The sequence below is a fragment of the Enterobacter cloacae complex sp. 402C9 genome (assembly GCF_050030745.1).
GTDB classification, from domain to species: domain Bacteria; phylum Pseudomonadota; class Gammaproteobacteria; order Enterobacterales; family Enterobacteriaceae; genus Enterobacter; species Enterobacter intestinihominis.
Genome location: NZ_JBLGUW010000001.1, coordinates 1,330,090 through 1,347,443, shown reverse-complemented (window position 1 = coordinate 1,347,443; position 17,354 = coordinate 1,330,090). Strand labels below are relative to the sequence as shown.

Annotated in this window: 18 protein-coding genes; 8 read left to right on the top strand and 10 right to left on the bottom strand. The window is 54.1% G+C overall.

Going from position 1 to position 17,354, the window contains the following annotated elements; all coding sequences use genetic code 11:
• Positions 1-18: 18 nt before the first annotated feature.
• The 5 genes from dacA to lipA all read left to right on the top strand — a co-directional run bounded on the left by dacA (position 19) and on the right by lipA (position 4,754).
• Positions 19-1,230 carry a D-alanyl-D-alanine carboxypeptidase DacA gene (gene dacA, locus ACQG1K_RS06400; RefSeq protein WP_003858714.1) on the top strand — a complete coding sequence of 404 codons (1,212 nt, stop codon included), beginning with the start codon at positions 19-21 and terminating at the stop codon, positions 1,228-1,230.
• 107 nt (positions 1,231-1,337) lie between these two features.
• Entirely contained in the window at positions 1,338-1,601 is a 264-nt protein-coding gene (gene ybeD, locus ACQG1K_RS06395; protein ID WP_003858718.1) for a DUF493 family protein YbeD, read from the top strand.
• A 94-nt stretch (positions 1,602-1,695) separates the two neighbouring features.
• Entirely contained in the window at positions 1,696-2,337 is a 642-nt protein-coding gene (gene lipB, locus ACQG1K_RS06390; RefSeq protein ID WP_367075679.1) for a lipoyl(octanoyl) transferase LipB, read from the top strand.
• Between the two features lie 291 nt (positions 2,338-2,628).
• Positions 2,629-3,582: a YbeF family transcriptional regulator gene (locus tag ACQG1K_RS06385; protein ID WP_022647425.1), complete on the top strand. Its 954-nt coding sequence runs from the start codon at positions 2,629-2,631 to the stop codon at positions 3,580-3,582.
• 206 nt (positions 3,583-3,788) lie between these two features.
• The gene (gene lipA / locus ACQG1K_RS06380; RefSeq protein WP_006809637.1) at positions 3,789-4,754 is read left to right on the top strand and encodes a lipoyl synthase; all 966 of its coding nucleotides are present in this window, start codon (positions 3,789-3,791) and stop codon (positions 4,752-4,754) included.
• Between the two features lie 80 nt (positions 4,755-4,834).
• On the opposite strand, the gene tatE is transcribed toward lipA, so the two are convergent.
• Together tatE and ACQG1K_RS06370 are read right to left on the bottom strand one after the other, a co-directional pair.
• Positions 4,835-5,038, bottom strand: a complete 204-nt coding sequence (gene tatE / locus ACQG1K_RS06375; protein ID WP_022647424.1) for a twin-arginine translocase subunit TatE — start codon at positions 5,036-5,038, stop codon at positions 4,835-4,837.
• 128 nt (positions 5,039-5,166) lie between these two features.
• Positions 5,167-5,955 (bottom strand): deaminated glutathione amidase, encoded by a 789-nt coding sequence (locus tag ACQG1K_RS06370; RefSeq protein WP_022647423.1) that lies wholly within the window; start codon positions 5,953-5,955, stop codon positions 5,167-5,169.
• A gap of 67 nt (positions 5,956-6,022) precedes the next feature.
• Here ACQG1K_RS06370 and crcB point away from each other — a divergent pair, with 67 nt between their 5' ends.
• Positions 6,023-6,406: a fluoride efflux transporter CrcB gene (gene crcB / locus ACQG1K_RS06365; RefSeq protein WP_017382474.1), complete on the top strand. Its 384-nt coding sequence runs from the start codon at positions 6,023-6,025 to the stop codon at positions 6,404-6,406.
• Positions 6,407-6,625: 219 nt separating this feature from the next.
• Here crcB and cspE read toward each other — a convergent pair whose 3' ends face one another.
• The 7 genes from cspE to ACQG1K_RS06330 all read right to left on the bottom strand — a co-directional run bounded on the left by cspE (position 6,626) and on the right by ACQG1K_RS06330 (position 14,088).
• Positions 6,626-6,835 carry a transcription antiterminator/RNA stability regulator CspE gene (gene cspE / locus ACQG1K_RS06360; protein WP_002439184.1) on the bottom strand — a complete coding sequence of 70 codons (210 nt, stop codon included), beginning with the start codon at positions 6,833-6,835 and terminating at the stop codon, positions 6,626-6,628.
• 190 nt (positions 6,836-7,025) lie between these two features.
• On the bottom strand, positions 7,026-7,601 hold the full coding sequence (pagP, locus tag ACQG1K_RS06355; protein ID WP_367075682.1) for a lipid IV(A) palmitoyltransferase PagP: 576 nt from the start codon (positions 7,599-7,601) through the stop codon (positions 7,026-7,028).
• Between the two features lie 161 nt (positions 7,602-7,762).
• Positions 7,763-10,879 (bottom strand): efflux RND transporter permease subunit, encoded by a 3,117-nt coding sequence (locus ACQG1K_RS06350; RefSeq protein ID WP_126292018.1) that lies wholly within the window; start codon positions 10,877-10,879, stop codon positions 7,763-7,765.
• A complete protein-coding gene (locus tag ACQG1K_RS06345) occupies positions 10,876-12,075 on the bottom strand; it encodes an efflux RND transporter periplasmic adaptor subunit (RefSeq protein WP_199126047.1) in 1,200 nt (399 codons plus the stop codon). The genes ACQG1K_RS06350 and ACQG1K_RS06345 overlap by 4 nt, the downstream gene beginning before the upstream one ends.
• The gene (locus ACQG1K_RS06340; RefSeq protein WP_426760313.1) at positions 12,072-13,328 is read right to left on the bottom strand and encodes a TolC family protein; all 1,257 of its coding nucleotides are present in this window, start codon (positions 13,326-13,328) and stop codon (positions 12,072-12,074) included. The genes ACQG1K_RS06345 and ACQG1K_RS06340 overlap by 4 nt, the downstream gene beginning before the upstream one ends.
• Positions 13,329-13,339: 11 nt before the next feature.
• On the bottom strand, positions 13,340-13,633 hold the full coding sequence (locus ACQG1K_RS06335; RefSeq protein WP_023299583.1) for a copper-binding protein: 294 nt from the start codon (positions 13,631-13,633) through the stop codon (positions 13,340-13,342).
• A 53-nt stretch (positions 13,634-13,686) separates the two neighbouring features.
• Positions 13,687-14,088 carry a hypothetical protein gene (locus tag ACQG1K_RS06330; RefSeq protein WP_063201394.1) on the bottom strand — a complete coding sequence of 134 codons (402 nt, stop codon included), beginning with the start codon at positions 14,086-14,088 and terminating at the stop codon, positions 13,687-13,689.
• A gap of 340 nt (positions 14,089-14,428) precedes the next feature.
• Between ACQG1K_RS06330 and dcuC the strand changes: the two genes are divergently transcribed.
• Positions 14,429-15,796 (top strand): anaerobic C4-dicarboxylate transporter DcuC, encoded by a 1,368-nt coding sequence (dcuC, locus tag ACQG1K_RS06325; RefSeq protein WP_017382481.1) that lies wholly within the window; start codon positions 14,429-14,431, stop codon positions 15,794-15,796.
• A 94-nt stretch (positions 15,797-15,890) separates the two neighbouring features.
• Positions 15,891-16,700, top strand: coding sequence for a ribonuclease I (gene rna / locus ACQG1K_RS06320; RefSeq protein WP_023299580.1), 810 nt, complete (start codon positions 15,891-15,893; stop codon positions 16,698-16,700).
• Here the strand turns inward: rna and ACQG1K_RS06315 are convergent.
• Positions 16,694-17,320, bottom strand: a complete 627-nt coding sequence (locus ACQG1K_RS06315; protein ID WP_426720898.1) for a flavin reductase family protein — start codon at positions 17,318-17,320, stop codon at positions 16,694-16,696. The two genes, rna and ACQG1K_RS06315, sit on opposite strands and share 7 nt — an antisense overlap.
• Between the last annotated feature and the right edge of the window lie 34 nt (positions 17,321-17,354).

Here is a 17,354-nt window from a genome sequence, read left to right as displayed (position 1 = left end):
GATGTCGTAGTTCTGACCATGAAGACCACTTTTTCTGCTCGTTTTGTGCAGCGCATGGCGCTGACCACGGCCCTTTGCGCTGCTGCGTTCTCCGCAGCTCACGCGGATGACCTGAACATCAAGACCATGATCCCTGGCGTTCCGCAGATCGACGCGGAATCCTACATCCTGATTGATTACAACTCCGGCAAAGTTCTGGCAGAACAGAACGCCGATGCCCGCCGCGACCCGGCCAGCCTGACCAAAATGATGACCAGCTATGTTATCGGCCAGGCCATGAAAGCGGGTAAATTTAAAGAAACCGATCTGGTGACTATCGGTAACGATGCGTGGGCAACCGGCAACCCGGTGTTCAAAGGTTCATCGCTGATGTTCCTGAAGCCAGGCATGCAGGTTCCGGTCTCTCAGCTTATCCGTGGCATCAACTTGCAGTCCGGTAACGACGCCTGCGTGGCAATGGCCGATTTTGCAGCGGGCAGCCAGGACGCGTTTGTGGGCCTGATGAACAGCTACGTCTCTGCGCTGGGCCTGAAAAACAGCCACTTCCAGACCGTTCACGGCCTGGACGCCGAAGGTCAGTACAGCTCCGCGCGTGACATGGCGCTGATCGGTCAGGCGCTGATCCGCGATGTGCCAAACGAGTACTCTATCTACAAAGAGAAAGAGTTCACCTTCAACGGCATTCGTCAGACCAACCGTAACGGCCTGCTGTGGGACAATAGCCTGAACGTCGACGGCATCAAAACTGGTCACACCGACAAAGCCGGCTATAACCTGGTGGCTTCTGCCACTGAAGGCCAGATGCGTCTGATCTCTGCCGTGATGGGGGGCCGCACGTTTAAAGGACGCGAAACGGAAAGTAAAAAACTGCTGACCTGGGGCTTCCGCTTCTTCGAAACCGTGAATCCGCTGAAAGCCGGTAAAGAATTTGCCTCTGAACCTGTCTGGTTTGGCGATAACGACCGTGCTTCCCTGGGTGTGGACAAAGATCTCTATCTGACGATCCCACGCGGTCGTATGAAAGATCTGAAAGCCAGCTACGTGCTGAATACCACCGAGCTGCACGCCCCGCTGCAAAAGAATCAGGTCGTGGGTACCATCAACTTCCAGCTGGATGGAAAAACCATCGATCAGCGCCCGCTGGTGGTGCTGGAGGAAATTCCTGAAGGCAATTTCTTCGGCAAAATCATTGATTACATTAAGCTGATGTTCCATCACTGGTTTGGTTAAAAATTGAACACTTGAAAGTGTGATTTTGATCCCCATATACTACGTATCAGTAAAACTCCCGCCCCGTGGCGGGAGTTATTATTTTTTATACACACGCCGGAGCTGACATGAAAACCAAACTTAACGAACTGCTTGAATTCCCTACCCCTTTTACTTACAAAGTAATGGGTCTGGCGAAACCTGAGCTGGTTGATCAGGTGGTTGAAGTGGTACAGCGCCATGCGCCGGGCGACTACTCTCCATCAGTCAAACCGAGCAGCAAAGGTAACTACCACTCGGTCTCAATCACCATCACTGCGACACACATTGAGCAGGTTGAGACGCTGTACGAAGAGCTCGGCAATATTGAAATTGTTCGTATGGTGCTGTAGTCCTTCTGCGGTTACCCGGTTTGCCGGGTAACCCACTTTCCCGCTGTGATATACTCCCCGTTACCTATTCTCCCTTGTCTTCGGAGACATCCTTTTGTACCAGGATAAAATTCTTGTCCGCCATCTTGGGCTACAGCCTTACGAGCCAGTCTCTCAGGCTATGCATGACTTTACCGATATGCGCGATGACACCACCCCTGATGAAATCTGGCTGGTTGAACACTTGCCGGTGTTTACTCAAGGCCAGGCAGGAAAAGCCGAACATTTATTGATGACGGGTGATATCCCGGTGATCCAGAGCGATCGCGGTGGACAGGTGACCTACCACGGCCCGGGCCAGCAGGTGATGTATGTTCTGCTTAACCTGAAACGCAGAAAGCTGGGCGTGCGTGAGCTCGTGACCTTACTGGAGCAAACCGTGGTGAATACGCTGGCTGAGTACGATATTGACGCTCACCCTCGCGCCGATGCCCCGGGCGTTTATGTGGGAGAGATGAAGATCTGTTCGCTGGGGCTGCGTATCCGCAAAGGCTGCTCGTTCCACGGGCTGGCGCTGAATATCAATATGGATTTGGCCCCCTTCCAGCGCATCAACCCATGTGGGTATGCCGGTATGGAAATGACGCAAATGCGCCAGTGGGTCGATACCGCCACGCCTGACAATATCCGGCCCGTGCTTCTGAAGAACTTTTTAGCACTGCTTAACAATCCCACCTACGAATATATTGCTGCTTAACTCACCTCGGGCAGTGGCTCAATTATTTGACCAGCCACTGCTTAATTACCGCATTTACGCTTTACAATAAACCGCATATTCTATATTTTCGAGTCGCCCATATATTAGCGTCACATATTAATTAGAACCTTAATAGAACCATCGCCGGGTTTCGTGTAACGTGCGTGACAATCACCCAACTGCTTGTTTTCGATAAATAATGGAAACTTACTAAACACTTTACGAATCTCTGCAAGCATAATAAATAAATTCAACTATCATTCATATTGTGAATGGATACGGAGTAAGAGCGTGGAGCCTACTAATTTACCAGCCAAACGCCTGAATGAAACCAGCGGCGAAGATAAGCCGCAAATTTTTCGGACTTTACGTAATATTGATCTCAATTTATTGACTATTTTTGAGGCGGTATATGTCCATAAAGGTATCGTTAATGCTGCGAAAATTCTTAATCTCACGCCCTCTGCTATTAGCCAGTCAATTCAAAAATTGCGCGCGATATTTCCCGATCCGTTATTTATTCGTAAAGGCCAGGGCGTAACCCCAACTGCGTACGCCACCCATCTGCACGAGTACATCAGCCAGGGTCTGGAATCAATACTGGGCGCGCTGGATCTCACCGGCAGTTATGATAAGCAACGAACTATCACCATAGGCACCTCTCCCTCAGTGGGCGTTCTGGTCATGCCGGCCATCTATCAGGCGGTGAAACAGCATGCGCCACAGTTGCTTATCCGCAACGTGCCCGTCACCGATCCGGAAACACAGCTGGCGCAATTCCAGACGGACCTGATCATCGACGGCAATAGCTTTACGGCCAGAGCGTTAGGGCATAACGTACTTTATACCGACACTCTGGCGCTCGTTTGTCGTCAGGCTCACCCTGCGTTGAGCGCACCTTTGACGCCAGAAAATTTGCGCCATTACGAACATGCGACATTTATGTCCGAAGGACAGGGTCAGGATCCGCTGCGACAACGTATTGACGAACTCTTCCCGGATCGTCCGATCAGCTTTAGCAGTTACAATATGTTTACCCTCGCGGCCCTGATTGGCAGCAGCGACTTGCTCTGTATCATGCCTGTGCGTCTCTTCACTTTGCTTCAAAAGTGCTGGCCACTGGAGAGCATTCCATTAAGTCAACTTACGACGGAATCTATTGAAATCTCACTGCATTACAACAAGCTAAGCCTGCGCGATCCGGTGCTGGAAAACGTCATCAATGTGATCCGCCAGACTTTTTGATCCGCCTTTCAGCGTAAGGCCCTGCCGCATGCGGGGCAAAAGGCACAAAACAACAACTATTTTACAAATTGGCGACCTGGCAGGCTGCTTTACCGCCCCTTTAAATGATATACTGCCTGTCGTTCGTTCAAAAATAGTTGATAATTACAACATTCCCTTGAATTGAAACGCTTTCCTTCGATATTCGCAACTGGAACACGCACGCTATGAGTAAACCCATTGTGATGGAACGCGGTGTTAAATACCGCGATGCCGATAAAATGGCCCTTATCCCGGTTAAAAACGTGGCTACAGAGCGCGAGGCGCTGTTAAGAAAACCGGAATGGATGAAAATTAAACTTCCGGCTGACTCTTCGCGTATTCAGGGGATCAAAGCGGCGATGCGCAAAAATGGCCTCCACTCTGTCTGTGAAGAGGCCTCCTGCCCTAACCTTGCTGAATGTTTCAATCACGGTACCGCGACGTTTATGATTCTGGGTGCCATCTGCACCCGCCGCTGCCCGTTCTGTGACGTTGCCCATGGCCGTCCTGTTGCGCCTGACGCTAACGAACCGCAAAAACTGGCGCAGACCATTGCCGATATGGCGCTGCGTTATGTTGTTATCACCTCCGTTGACCGTGACGATCTGCGCGATGGCGGTGCTCAGCATTTCGCTGACTGCATTACCGCCATCCGCGAAAAAAGCCCGAACATTAAGATTGAGACGCTGGTGCCGGACTTCCGTGGCCGTATGGACCGCGCGCTCGATATCCTGACCGCGACGCCACCAGACGTGTTCAACCACAACCTGGAGAACGTACCGCGTATCTACCGTCAGGTGCGTCCAGGTGCAGATTACAACTGGTCGCTGAAGCTGCTGGAGCGCTTTAAAGAAGCCCATCCGCATATTCCTACCAAGTCTGGCCTGATGGTGGGACTGGGTGAAACCAACGCTGAGATCATTGAAGTGATGCGCGATCTGCGCCGCCACGGCGTCACCATGCTGACGCTGGGGCAGTATCTACAGCCAAGCCGTCACCACCTGCCTGTACAGCGTTACGTGAGTCCGGATGAGTTCGATGAAATGAAAGCCGAAGCGATGGCGATGGGCTTTACCCACGCTGCGTGCGGTCCGTTTGTTCGCTCCTCTTATCACGCCGATATGCAGGCGAAGGGCGAAGAAGTGAAATAAAGCTGTAAAACTTATTTACAGTAAAACAAAAAACCGGCCTCGTGAGCCGGTTTTTTTATGCAAGCCTTGCAGCATTGCCATTACTCTTTGTGTGAAAGCTTCTGTGCTGCGATGTCATCTTCGGCACTTTTCTTCGCTGCCGCGTCGTCATCGTTCATTGCTTTCTTAAAGCCCTTAATGGCAGCACCCAGGTCTCCACCCAGCGTGCGTAACTTCTTGGTACCGAACAGCAGGACGACCAGTGCGGCAACCACCAGCAGTTTGGTAATACTAATCTCACCCATAAATACCTTCTTTACATGAAACAGGCTGCATTCAGCGCCAAAGAAACCTGAACGTATTAACGGTCATCAGGCGCGCGCACACAATAGCAATCTGTAACAAGGTGAATCAAGCATTGTTGAAAAAAACATCATATTAATTGCGGTGGCGCAAACCTGCGGTTGCGCAGAACAGGTAATTGCTGACGCGCAAGCGTTATTCGTGCTGACGTTATCTCCGTCAGCAGTAAAGCAGGCGCTTCCGCCGCCGCGGCTACGGTCACTCCCAGCGGATCGACAACCCTGCTCTGCCCGATATTTTTATTGCCACATTCACCCGCAGCCACTACATAGCAGGTGGTGTCCAGCGCGCGTGCGGCCAGTAGCGTTACCCAGTGATGCTCCTTAAGCGGTCCTCTGACCCACGCGGCGGGCAGAACCAGCACCTCGGCCCCCTGTAGTGCCAGGTTCAGCGCCAGCTCCGGAAAGCGGATATCGTAGCAGGTCATCAGGCCAACCTTAAAACCCTCCACCTCAATCAGCGGAGGAATTACACTCCCCGGATCGACCAGTCGCGACTCCTGGACGCTGAACGCATCATACAGATGAAGTTTGGCGTAGCTTGCGACAATAGCGCCTTCACGTATCGCCACCAGCGTGTTCACCGCCCGCCCCGGTGTGGAGGGAACATGGATAGTCAAAATGGTGGTGAGCGCGTTACCGACGCTTTCGGCCAGCAGTCGTTTCAGAAACGCCCCTTCCAGCATTTGCGCAGACTTTACCGACAGGTCCGGATCGCCATCATCGCGCGCCAGTAACGCTTCAGGAAGCACCAGCAGCGCCGCCCCTTTTTGCTTCGCCTGGTTCATCAGGGAGATGCACTTGTCCGCGTTTTCATTCCAGTCCGGCGTCACCGCAAACTGCCCTACTGCAACATACATAATTGTCTCCCGGTTAAAAACAGCGTTACACTCGACGCACTTACACAGCAAATAGCAGGTATTGACAGTGTTACAACTACTTATAGCCGTTTTTATTGGTGGGGGCACGGGTAGCGTTGCGCGCTGGCTCTTAAGCATGCGGTTTAACCCGCTGCATCAGGCCATTCCGATGGGGACACTGGCGGCAAACCTGATCGGGGCATTTATTATCGGGATGGGGCTGGCGTGGTTTAATCGCATGACCAACATCGACCCTATGTGGAAGGTACTGATTACGACCGGTTTCTGCGGCGGTTTAACGACGTTTTCCACCTTCTCTGCGGAGGTGGTGTTTCTGTTTCAGGAAGGCCGGATGGGCTGGGCGCTGACGAACATTGCCGTTAACATGCTTGGCTCGTTTGCGATGACTGCGATCGCATTCTGGTTATTTTCCTCCGCCAGCGGACATTAAGCGCGACAACCTTAATGTTGGCTTAATTTTTCGCTGTCATTCTTGGCTCAATATTGAACGAGGGTGATAGCATGAGAGAGAATCTGTCAGGCGTGGGTATGGTATTGCTAAGCGTCGCGATCGTCGCCAGCTTTCTGAAGATCTATCTTTTTGGTTGATTCATAATGAAAAAAACCCGCTCATTGAGCGGGTTTTGAAATTCTTGCTGACGCGTCTGAATTACAGAGCGATTACGTTAGCAGCAGAAGGGCCTTTGGCACCGTTAGTGATTTCGAACTCTACGCGCTGACCTTCAGCCAGAGTTTTGAAACCATTAGACTGGATTGCAGAGAAGTGTACGAACACGTCTTTGCTGCCATCTTCAGGAGTAATGAAACCGAATCCTTTGGACTCATTAAACCACTTAACGTTACCTTTAATCTTAGACATCAAAATTACCTTTACATTAAAAAACGACACAAATGCTGTGTCGGGTATCAGTACAACAATTGTGAGGCGTTTTGTCCAGCGGATCTTTGATAAAAAGTGACAAAAGTCGCGTTAATTTTCGCTGTCCGATTTTTATCCTTTACATTTCAATGTCTGTGCGTTTTTTGGCCGATTTACCAGACAAATTCAGTTAAAACTGAAACCGCATCCAGGCAAAGTAAACGTTACCGTTGTTATACGTACCCGGTATGTAGGTCATCTGAAACGTTGCTGGACCATAGCCGATGGAGGCAAGCGGCAACAGTACCGGAACAGGAATGTATTTCCAGTTATCACGCGCCGTGAACCCTGCCGTATAGCCCAGCCCAAGACGGAAGTTGTCGTCTGATAACGGACGCCAGGTTTTTTCCCAGCCGTAGCCACCAATAGGCTCCCATTTATTGTAGGAGTCCTTAAACGCCATCAGGTACAGGCCATGCCAGTTACCTTTTTCATCCCAGCGAGACTGACCGAAACCAGCCCCCCACGGACGCTCGTTATAACGGTCTGTTTTTTCTTTATCGTAGGCAAAACGTGCATGCCACGTAATGGCCGGAATATAGAGATCGTAATGTTCAGGTTCGTTCCATGTTTGCGCAACGTTATCCGTGAAGGTGGTAAACCAGCTTTTATCCGCTGTATTGCTCTGTGCATTAACAGCAGACGCAAATGATAACTGCGCAATAATAAACAATAAAATCAGGGGGAATTTAATTCGTACAAACACAATGCCATTACCATATTTAGTATTCGGTGCAGACCTTAGCACAGAATACTTGAATGAACGCTTAACAGCATGGGGGTTATTCCTAATTACCATCCCGTTCCTGAGAATAGTCTGAGGATACATAAACTGCATGCCTGAATAAGCACATGCAGTTGACATTTTTAACGTTGATGTAACAATTTGTAGAGTGCGGGAATAACTAACATCGACAATAACGGTGCAGTAACCATGCCACCAATCATCGGTGCAGCAATACGTTGCATCACCTCCGAGCCACTCCCATTGCCCCACATGATGGGCAGCAGTCCCGCCATAATCGTGGCGACCGTCATCACCTTCGGACGCACGCGCAGCACGGCACCTTCGTGGATCGCACGCAATAGCACCGTATTTCCCCCTTCTGGCTCAAGCCTGTGATATTTATCAAGCGCATGATTCAAATATAGAACCATAATTACGCCGAATTCTGCTGCCACCCCGGAAAGGGCGATAAAGCCAACGGCCCCCGCCACAGACAAATTATATTCAAGCAGCCATAATAACCACACCCCACCAATAAGCGCGAAAGGCAATGTCCCCATTATTATCAGGACATTTGATATCCGCCTGAAGGTTAACCATAAAAGGATGAATATAATCATCAGCGTGACAGGTAAGACTATTTTAAGCGTCGCGGTCGCCCGTTCCAGATATTCAAACTGCCCGGACCAGGAGAGAGATACGCCCTGCGGCAATACCACCTTCTCCTCCACCCGTTTTTGCATTTCATCTACGGCGGACTTCAGATCGCGCCCGCGTAAGTCCACGTAGATCCAGCTGGAAAGGCGCGCATTTTCACTTTTTAGCATCGGTGGGCCTTCCGTCACGACGATATCGGCCAGTTCCCCCAGCGCCACCTGGCTACCGCTGGCGGTTACTACCGGCAACACCCGCAACGTGTCGACGTTATCACGCAAATCGCGGGGATAACGCAGGTTGATGGGGTACCGCTCGCGTCCCTGGATCACCTCACCAATGTTATCGCCCCCGACCAGCGTGGAGACCAGGCTTTGCAGTTCATCGACGGAAACGCCGTAGCGCGCGGCTTTTTGCCGGTCGATACGAATATCCACGTAGCGCCCGCCTTCCAGTCGCTCCGCCAGCGCCGAGGAGACGCCAGGAACGTCCTTCACCACCTGCTCAATCTGCCGGGCCACGCGCTCAATGTCGGCAATATTATTGCCGTTCACCTTAATGCCGACCGGGCTTTTGATTCCGGTTGCCAGCATGTCCAGACGGTTACGGACAGGGGGCACCCACACATTGGCAATGCCCGGCAGCGACACGGTTTTATCGAGTTCCTCCACCAGCTTTTGCGGCGTCATTCCAGGCCGCCACTGCTCGCGGGGCTTAAAGTGGATAGTTGTTTCCAGCATGGTTAATGGCGCGGGATCGGTTGCCGACTCCGCCCGACCAGCTTTGCCAAACACGCTCGCCACCTCCGGTACGCTTTTGATCAAGCGGTCCGTCTGCTGAAGCAGCCGCGATGCCTCGCGAGCAGAGATCCCCGGCAGCGTGGAGGGCATATAGAGTAAATCCCCTTCATCCAGCGGCGGCATAAACTCACTGCCCAGGCGGCTCAGCGGCCAGAGCGTGGCGATCAGCAGCAGACATGCCAGTGCCAGCGTCGTTTTCGGGAAGGTCAGTACCTTATCAAGCAACGGCTCATACAGGCGGATCAGGAGGCGGTTTATCGGGTTTGCCTTCTCATCCGGGATTTTCCCGCGAATAAAGAAGCCCATTAGCACCGGCACCAGAGTGATCCCAAGCCCGGCGGCCACGGCCATCGACCAGGTTTTGGTGAACGCCAGCGGCGAGAACATTCGCCCCTCCTGCGCTTCCAGCGAAAATACCGGTATAAATGACAGCGTGATGATTAACAGGCTGCAAAACAGCGCCGGTCCCACTTCAACCGCCGCCTTTTCCGCCAGACGCCAGTACTCTCCCGACGCAGGCTCCTTGCCCGGATTATCATGCCGCCACTGCTCCAGCACCTTGTGCATGTTTTCAATCATGACAATTGCCGCATCCACCATCGCTCCGATGGCAATGGCGATCCCGCCGAGCGACATCATATTCGCGTTAATGCCCTGATAGTGCATCACCACAAAAGCCCCGAGGATCCCCAGCGGCAGAGAAACCATCGCCACCAGCGCGGAACGCAGGTGGAACAGGAACAGCGCGCACACCAGTACCACCACGGCAAACTCTTCGAGCAGCTTGTGCGTCAGCGTTTTGACCGACTCCTCAATCAGCGTGGAGCGATCGTAGACCGGAACAATCTCGACGCCCTGCGGCAGCGTTTTTTGCAGCTCGCTCAGTTTCGCTTTTACCGCGCGAAGGGTTTCCAGCGCGTTCTGCCCGTAGCGCATCACGATTACGCCGCCAGCAACCTCCCCTTCACCGTTAAGCTCCGCCACGCCCCGGCGGATCTCCGGGCCAATGCCAATGGTGGCGACATCTTTCAGCAGGACAGGTACGCCATCGCGGGTGGCGATCACCACATTGCGAAAATCCTCCAGCGAGCGCAAATAGCCCGTTGTCCGCACCATATACTCCGCTTCGCCCATCTCCAGCAGGGCGCCGCCGCTCTCTTTATTGGCGGCCTGCACCGCGCCGGATAGCTGGCTGTGGGTAATATTCAGCGCGCGCATTTTCGCCGGGTCCGCCACGATCTGATACTGACGCACCATTCCGCCAATGCTTGCCACTTCAGATACATTCGGTACCGTCTTAAGCTCGAACTTAAGCGTCCAGTCCTGAAGGGCCCGCAGATCTGCCAGGCTGTGTTTTCCACTAGGGTCGATCAGCGCATATTCGTAGATCCAGCCCACGCCCGTCGCATCCGGCCCCAGCGACACCTTCACGCCCGGCGGAAACTGCGCCTGTACCTGGCTTAAATATTCCAGCACCCGGGATCGCGCCCAGTAGAGATCGGTGCCATCCTCAAACAGCACATACACATAAGCGTCACCAAACATTGAAAAACCGCGCACGGTTTTGGCGCCCGGCACAGACAACATGGAGGTTGTCAGCGGCCAGGTCACCTGATCTTCAATCACCTGCGGCGCTTTCCCGGGGTAACTCGCTTTGATAATGACCTGCACATCAGACAGATCGGGCAACGCGTCCAGCGGCGCGCGCTGCACCGCCCACCAGCCCCAGCTGGCCATCATCAGCGCGGCAAGGATCACCAGCAGGCGGTTACGCAACGAGGCGCGAATCACAGCGGCAATCATGGCGTCACCTCCGGCATCACGCTACGCAGGCTGGCTTCGGAATCAATCAGGAATTGCCCGGACGTCACCACCTTATCGCCCTCTTTGACCCCGGACAGGATCGCCGTCCAGCCCTGCGCCGTCAGGCCGGTTTTCACCGTCACAGGCTGGAAATAACCGTCCCCGGTAGCCAGCAGCAGACGCGCAGACTCTCCGCTGTTAATCACCGCTTCTTCCGGCACCGCCAGCACCGGCGGGCCTTTCAGCTCTTCCGCACGCCTGACGGAGAGGTACATGCCCGGCTTCAGCTTATATGCGGAATTTTCCAGCACGATACGGGCTTTCAGGGTTCGCGTGGCCGCCTCCATCTGCGGCAGCAATTCGCTGACCGTGCCGTGGAACTGCTCCCCCGGCCAGCTTTCTGAGGTTGCTACCACCTTGCTGCCCACCGCCAGAGACTGCGCCTGCGTTTGCGGGTAGTCGACCACCAGCCAGACCGGATCGAGGCTGGCGATCTCAAACAGCGGCGCCGTTGCGGTGATTTGCGCCCCTTCCCGCACGTCCAGCTTCACCACATAGCCCGCCCGGTCGGTGCGCAGAATGAGCGTGGTCTGCGGCTTACCGCTACGCTCCAGCAAACGAATGACCTCTTCTGGCATAAACTGCAACGCCAGCCGCTCGCGAGCGGCGCGGGTCAATGCGGCATCGCCAAGCTGACGAACCGCGAGATACTCCTGCTGGGCGGCGGTCCACTGCGGGATCCACAGTTGCGCGAGCGCCTCTCCGGCTTTTACCTGCTGCTGCGGCGCATTAACAAACAATTTTGACACCACGCCATTGGCCGGGGCTGACAACACCGAGACGTTACGTTCATCCGTTGCAACCGTGGCAAAGGCCGAGAACGGCGAAACCAGCTGGCGCATCTCAACGTTGGCGGTTTTCATCCCCAGGTTTTGCTGCTGTTGAGTGCTGATGGCCACGCCTGACGCCGCCTGCGCTTCATCGGCGTAGCGTGGGACCAGATCCATATCCATAAAGGGGGATTTACCCGGCTTATCGAAGCGCTGACCGGGCACCATGGGGTCGTACCAGTAAAGCACCTTGCGTTCTGAGGGTTGTGAAGCCGCATCCGGCTGATGCGTCTGCTTCTGTCCGACAAAATAGCCGCCAACGGCAGCTATCGCGATGGCAATCGCCATTAACGTTGTTTTTTTCATTGCGCCAGCTCCTGCGGGATCAGCCAGTTCACGGCAGCCCAGGTTCGCGCCATTTCGCGCTCCGCCTGGTTCACCGCCAGTTCCGTATCCAGTACGCCACGACGCACCTCCAGCAGGGCCGGAAGCGCCGACTGTCCAGAACGATATTGCGCCGTCAGCACCGCCAGCCGTTGTCGCTGCAACGGTAGTACCTCATCCCGCTGACGCTGCCACGCCGTTTGCGCAGCCTGATACTGCGCCACCAGCGTTTGCACCTGGGCAATGTGTTCGCGTTTGAGCAGCGTCAGTTGATCCACCGCCTGCATTGAGCGGGAAACATCGGCGGCGTAATCCTTGTCCTGACGTTTTGACTGGAACAAAGGCAGATCCACGCTGAACATCACGCCAGCCATATCGTCATAGCCTTCGGCGCGGTGGGCGTAATAGACCTCCACATCCACATCGGGTATCGCTGCCACGGCAGATTGCGCTGAACGCGCTTTCGCGGTCTCTGCTTCACGTCGCGCGGCCTCCACTTCCGGGTGTCTGGCAATCCCCTCCTGCAACGTTTTTTCATCGGCAGGAAGGCGCTGATAGCGCGGCAGCGGACCGCGAACCGCCGTAATAGCGTGCCCTGTTAGCTCCAGCAGACGGCTTTGCGCCAGCTGCACATCCCGCTGCGCCAGCGTCTCTTTGTCGCGCATGGCGCTGAGGATCATTTGCAGGGCCAGTACGCTGTCCGGCGTTGCGCCTCCCGCCCCGACGCTCGCCTTCTGCACGCCCCGCTGGCGTTTCGTTTCACGGACCAGCGTTCTGGCCGTTTTCAGCGCCTGCTGTGCCAGCGCCAGATCCAGCCAGGCCTGGGCGGTATCACGCTGAAGCGCGGCACGTACGGCCTCGGATTTTGCCAGCACGCTTCGCGCCTGCGCCTGAAAAGTCTGTGCTTTACGTTCCCGCTTCTCTGAGCTGACGTAGCTTTGCATGATGCCAACCTTCTGCATGGTCATCCCTTCGCGCGTAAGCCGCCGATCGTTGCTGCCCTGTACCGGCACGTTTTCAATACCGAATTTCAATTTTGGATCAGGTAATTGCGTGGCGGAATCCGCCATCGCATCCAGCGCCTGCGCTTCGTTACGGCTGGCGGAGAGTTCTGCCGAGTAGCGCTGGGCTTCGGTCAGGGTGTGTTCGAGCGTCCACGGCTCCGCCTGCGCGGCGGAGGTTAACAGGCCGAACAACACCCCACCGAGCCACAGGCTCAGTGAGTGTTGTTTCATGGTGACCTCGCTTAGCGCGCTGGCGTCAGCGAGATAATCTGGAAACCGTCACCCGCACGCTCAAGCGTGAAGGTCACCTCATCCCCCGGTTTGGCGCCATTCAGCGTGGCGCCGGCAGATAAAGTAAACGGCATGGTCATCGCTGGCCATTTTAGTTCCGGTATGGCCTCGTGACGGAGCATGACGGCATTGTCAGAGATCGACTGAACCACGCCGCGGCCCTGCCAGGTCTGGTTTGCCTGAACGGTATAAGAAGCGAAAGAGATGGACGCGCCAACCAGCGCGGAAAGGAATAGGGTACGCATGATAAAACTCCTGTTAAACGTTAAGTAAATAAAATCAACGAATTAACAGGTTTTTACTCCCGAAACCGGCAATAGCGGATCGTTGCCGGCGGCCCCACAGCAGGAGGTGTAACAGACCACGCAGAATGGCTTGCAGATGAACACTCTGGCGTCGTTAAGGTCAGCGTCATGGCGGCAGGCAGCGCCACCAGATGCGGCTGGGCAGGTTCTTTTTGTACCTGATCCGGCACACAATGTTTTTCACACAGCGGTGAAGCACCGGCAGCATAATGCGGCCCCGGTTCCGCCATCATATCCATATGCTGGATGGTGGCCACCTCACCGCGCAAATCCATTGAACATTGATGGGAGGCGACGGCCACCTGACTCTGGATCAACAGCCAGCCAAACGCCAGCAAAAACATCAGCAGATGTTTTTTGATAAAGCGCAGGCGATATGTCCAGCTGGCGTGCATATTCAGATCGTCGGATAGGGTAAAAGTGAACCGAGTATAAGCAGGCAAAAGAATGAAAGAGAAGTGGTTTTAAAGAGATTTACGTTTTAAATCGATTGTCGGCAAGTAATACTCAAAACCTTAACACTTCACCATCATTTTAATGACATATAATATCTATTCATCAGGTCAATAACGTCTTAATATAAATGACGCAGGGTTAGCAAAAATATCGTCATCAGTGCCTTTAGTAGTCTCTTTCTTGATTTTAATCAGCAAGGACTGGACATTTATTCGGCACATTTCAGCTTCTTTTTTATTGATTATTTGTCTCTCGGGCAGCAAGGATACAGGGGAAATCATGCTTACTTTTCTCGAACTCCTCATTGGAGTCGTGGTCATTGTTGGTGTAGCACGCTACATCATTAAAGGTTACTCAGCCACCGGCGTGCTATTTGTCGGCGGCCTGACGCTGCTGATCATTAGCGCGCTAATGGGTCATCAGGTTTTACCCGCCAGCGAAGCCAGTACCGGATATACCGCTACCGATATTGTGGAATATATAAAAATTCTGCTGATGAGCCGCGGCGGCGATCTGGGCATGATGATCATGATGCTCTGCGGATTTGCTGCCTATATGACCCATATCGGCGCGAATGATATGGTGGTGAAGCTGGCTTCTAAGCCGCTGCAATATATTAACTCCCCCTATCTGCTGATGGTCGCGGCTTATTTCCTGGCCTGTCTGATGTCATTAGCCGTTTCCTCAGCAACGGGCCTTGGCGTGCTGTTAATGGCGACGTTATTCCCGGTAATGGTTAACGTCGGGATCAGCCGTGGCGCAGCGGCGGCTATTTGCGCCTCTCCGGCGGCGATTATTCTCTCCCCTACTTCCGGTGACGTGGTGCTGGCCGCGAAAGCCGCGGAAATGTCGCTGATTGACTTCGCCTTCAAAACCACACTGCCAATCTCCATCACCGCTATTCTCGGCATGGGCGTGGCGCATTTCTTCTGGCAACGCTACCTCGATAAGAAAGAGAACGTCAGCCATGAGATGATGGACGTCAGTGAAATCACCACTACCGCCCCGGCGTTTTATTCCATCCTGCCCTTCACGCCGATTATTGGCGTGCTTATTTTTGACGGCAAATGGGGCCCTCAGCTGCACATCATCACTATCCTGGTGATCTGTATGCTGCTGGCGGCCATCCTGGAATTTGTTCGTGGCTTTAATACCCAGAAGGTGTTCACGGGTCTTGAAGTCGCCTTCCGCGGTATGGCGGATGCCTTCGCGGGCGTGGTGATGCTGCTGGTTGCCGCGGGGGTGTTTGCTCAGGGGCTGAGCACAATCGGCTTTATCCAGAGCCTGATCTCTATCGCCACCTCGTTCGGCTCGGCCAGCATTATCCTGATGCTGGTGCTGGTGGTACTGACCATGCTGGCGGCGATGACTACCGGCTCCGGTAACGCGCCCTTCTATGCGTTTGTTGAGATGATCCCTAAGCTGGCACACTCCTCCGGCATCAACCCGGCTTACCTGTCCATTCCGATGCTCCAGGCCTCCAACCTGGGTCGTACCATTTCTCCGGTATCGGGCGTGGTGGTTGCGGTTGCAGGGATGGCAAAAATCTCTCCGTTTGAAGTGGTAAAACGCACGTCAGTGCCGGTGCTGGTTGGCCTGATTATCGTTATTATCGCCACCGAAGTGCTGGTTCCCGGCGCTGCCTAAGCGAAATTCCTGCTTTCCAAAAAGCGCCTGCGGGCGCTTTTTGTGCTTTAATAACCTCCAGAAATTAATCGCGCCCAACCAATCAGGAAAGCAAATGTTCAGGAAGGATATCGTTATCCCGTCTGGCGCAGTAGCGCTTGCACTCTGTGTCTTCTCAATTCAGGCAGATCCGCTTAAGCCAACCCAGTACGGCGATTTCGATCGCTACGTTCTGGCTCTTTCCTGGCAAACGGGATTTTGCCAGAGTATGGTCGAACGCAACCGTGACGAACCGGAAGAGTGTCGCCTGCAAAAAGAGAGCAGCAACAAAACCGATTTTCTGACCGTCCACGGCTTATGGCCAGCACTGCCGAAATCTATTGCCGCTCGCGGAGTGGATGAACGCCGCTGGATGCGCTTCGGCTGTGCCACTCGTCCGGTTCCGAATTTGCCGGAAGCAAAAGCCAGCCGCAAATGTGACGCCGCAGAGACCGGACTATCGCTAACGGGCGCGGCGAAGCTGAACAGCGTGATGCCCGGCGCGGGCGGCAACTCCTGCCTTGAACGTTATGAATACGCGAAACACGGCGTCTGCTTTGGTTTTGATCCCGACGCTTACTTCGGCACCATGGTGCGCATGAACCAGGAAGTGAAAAATAGTGCGGTTGGGGAATTTCTGGCGGAAAACTATGGCAAGACCGTCCGCCGTAGCGACTTTGATGCAGCCGTGGCCAAAAGCTGGGGGAAACAGAACGTAAAAGCGTTCAAGCTTACCTGCCATGGCAATCCGGCTTATCTGACCGAGATGCAGATCTCGCTAAAATCCAGCACCATTAACAACTCGCTCTCAGCCAGCACCTTTGCGCCACAGCCGCATCCGGGCAACTGCGGCAAACAGTTTGTTATCGATAAAGCTGGTTACTGATTGTTCCTGCGCGCATCCGGGCGTACCAGATCGAAGCGATGGCTGTCGCTGATGCCGTAGTAGGCGGACGGTCCACCCGCACGCAGAATGGGCTGCGCTTTCGCGGTCTGGTAAATCCCCTCTTCCAGCAAACTCTCAGCGATATGGACGCCCACCACTTCGCCGAGCACCAGCCAGGTATCAATCGGTGTCCCATCCGCGCCGGTCAACTGAATGCACTGTGACAATCGACACTCAAAATTCACCGGGCTTTCCGCCACGCGCGGCGAGCTAACAAGCTGGCTGGCTACGGGAGTCAGGCCGGCAAAGGTAAATTCATCCTCGCCATGAGGGAGCGTGGCGGAGGTTTCATTCATCGCCTCAGCCAGATCGCGCGTTGCGAGGTTCCAGACAAACTCTCCCGTTTCGGTAATATTCCGTACGCTATCCTTCCAGCCGTTGCTGGAAAAACCAATGATCGGTGGGCGATAGTTAAAGCAGTTAAAGAAGCTGTACGGGGCAAGGTTCAGTTGACCGGCCTTATCACAGGATGAAATCCAGCCAATCGGACGTGGACCGATACTGGCGTTCAGCGGGTCGTGCGGCAGGCCGTGCCCCTGAGACGGTTGGTAAAAGTACATATCGCTCTCTCTACACTGGGGCTGCAACGCGCAT

What these genes read in the sequence shown, in the direction of transcription:
- lipA (WP_006809637.1), top strand. Translation starts at nt 3,789, where the DNA reads ATGAGTAAACCCATTGTGATGGAACGCGGTGTTAAATACCGCGATGCC.
- ACQG1K_RS06340 (WP_426760313.1), bottom strand. Translation starts at nt 13,328, where the DNA reads ATGAAACAACACTCACTGAGCCTGTGGCTCGGTGGGGTGTTGTTCGGC.
- rna (WP_023299580.1), top strand. Translation starts at nt 15,891, where the DNA reads ATGTTCAGGAAGGATATCGTTATCCCGTCTGGCGCAGTAGCGCTTGCA.
- ACQG1K_RS06335 (WP_023299583.1), bottom strand. Translation starts at nt 13,633, where the DNA reads ATGCGTACCCTATTCCTTTCCGCGCTGGTTGGCGCGTCCATCTCTTTC.
- ACQG1K_RS06330 (WP_063201394.1), bottom strand. Translation starts at nt 14,088, where the DNA reads ATGCACGCCAGCTGGACATATCGCCTGCGCTTTATCAAAAAACATCTG.
- tatE (WP_022647424.1), bottom strand. Translation starts at nt 5,038, where the DNA reads ATGGGTGAGATTAGTATTACCAAACTGCTGGTGGTTGCCGCACTGGTC.
- ACQG1K_RS06370 (WP_022647423.1), bottom strand. Translation starts at nt 5,955, where the DNA reads ATGTATGTTGCAGTAGGGCAGTTTGCGGTGACGCCGGACTGGAATGAA.
- ACQG1K_RS06345 (WP_199126047.1), bottom strand. Translation starts at nt 12,075, where the DNA reads ATGAAAAAAACAACGTTAATGGCGATTGCCATCGCGATAGCTGCCGTT.
- ACQG1K_RS06350 (WP_126292018.1), bottom strand. Translation starts at nt 10,879, where the DNA reads ATGATTGCCGCTGTGATTCGCGCCTCGTTGCGTAACCGCCTGCTGGTG.
- ACQG1K_RS06315 (WP_426720898.1), bottom strand. Translation starts at nt 17,320, where the DNA reads ATGTACTTTTACCAACCGTCTCAGGGGCACGGCCTGCCGCACGACCCG.
- dcuC (WP_017382481.1), top strand. Translation starts at nt 14,429, where the DNA reads ATGCTTACTTTTCTCGAACTCCTCATTGGAGTCGTGGTCATTGTTGGT.
- cspE (WP_002439184.1), bottom strand. Translation starts at nt 6,835, where the DNA reads ATGTCTAAGATTAAAGGTAACGTTAAGTGGTTTAATGAGTCCAAAGGA.
- dacA (WP_003858714.1), top strand. Translation starts at nt 19, where the DNA reads ATGAAGACCACTTTTTCTGCTCGTTTTGTGCAGCGCATGGCGCTGACC.
- ybeD (WP_003858718.1), top strand. Translation starts at nt 1,338, where the DNA reads ATGAAAACCAAACTTAACGAACTGCTTGAATTCCCTACCCCTTTTACT.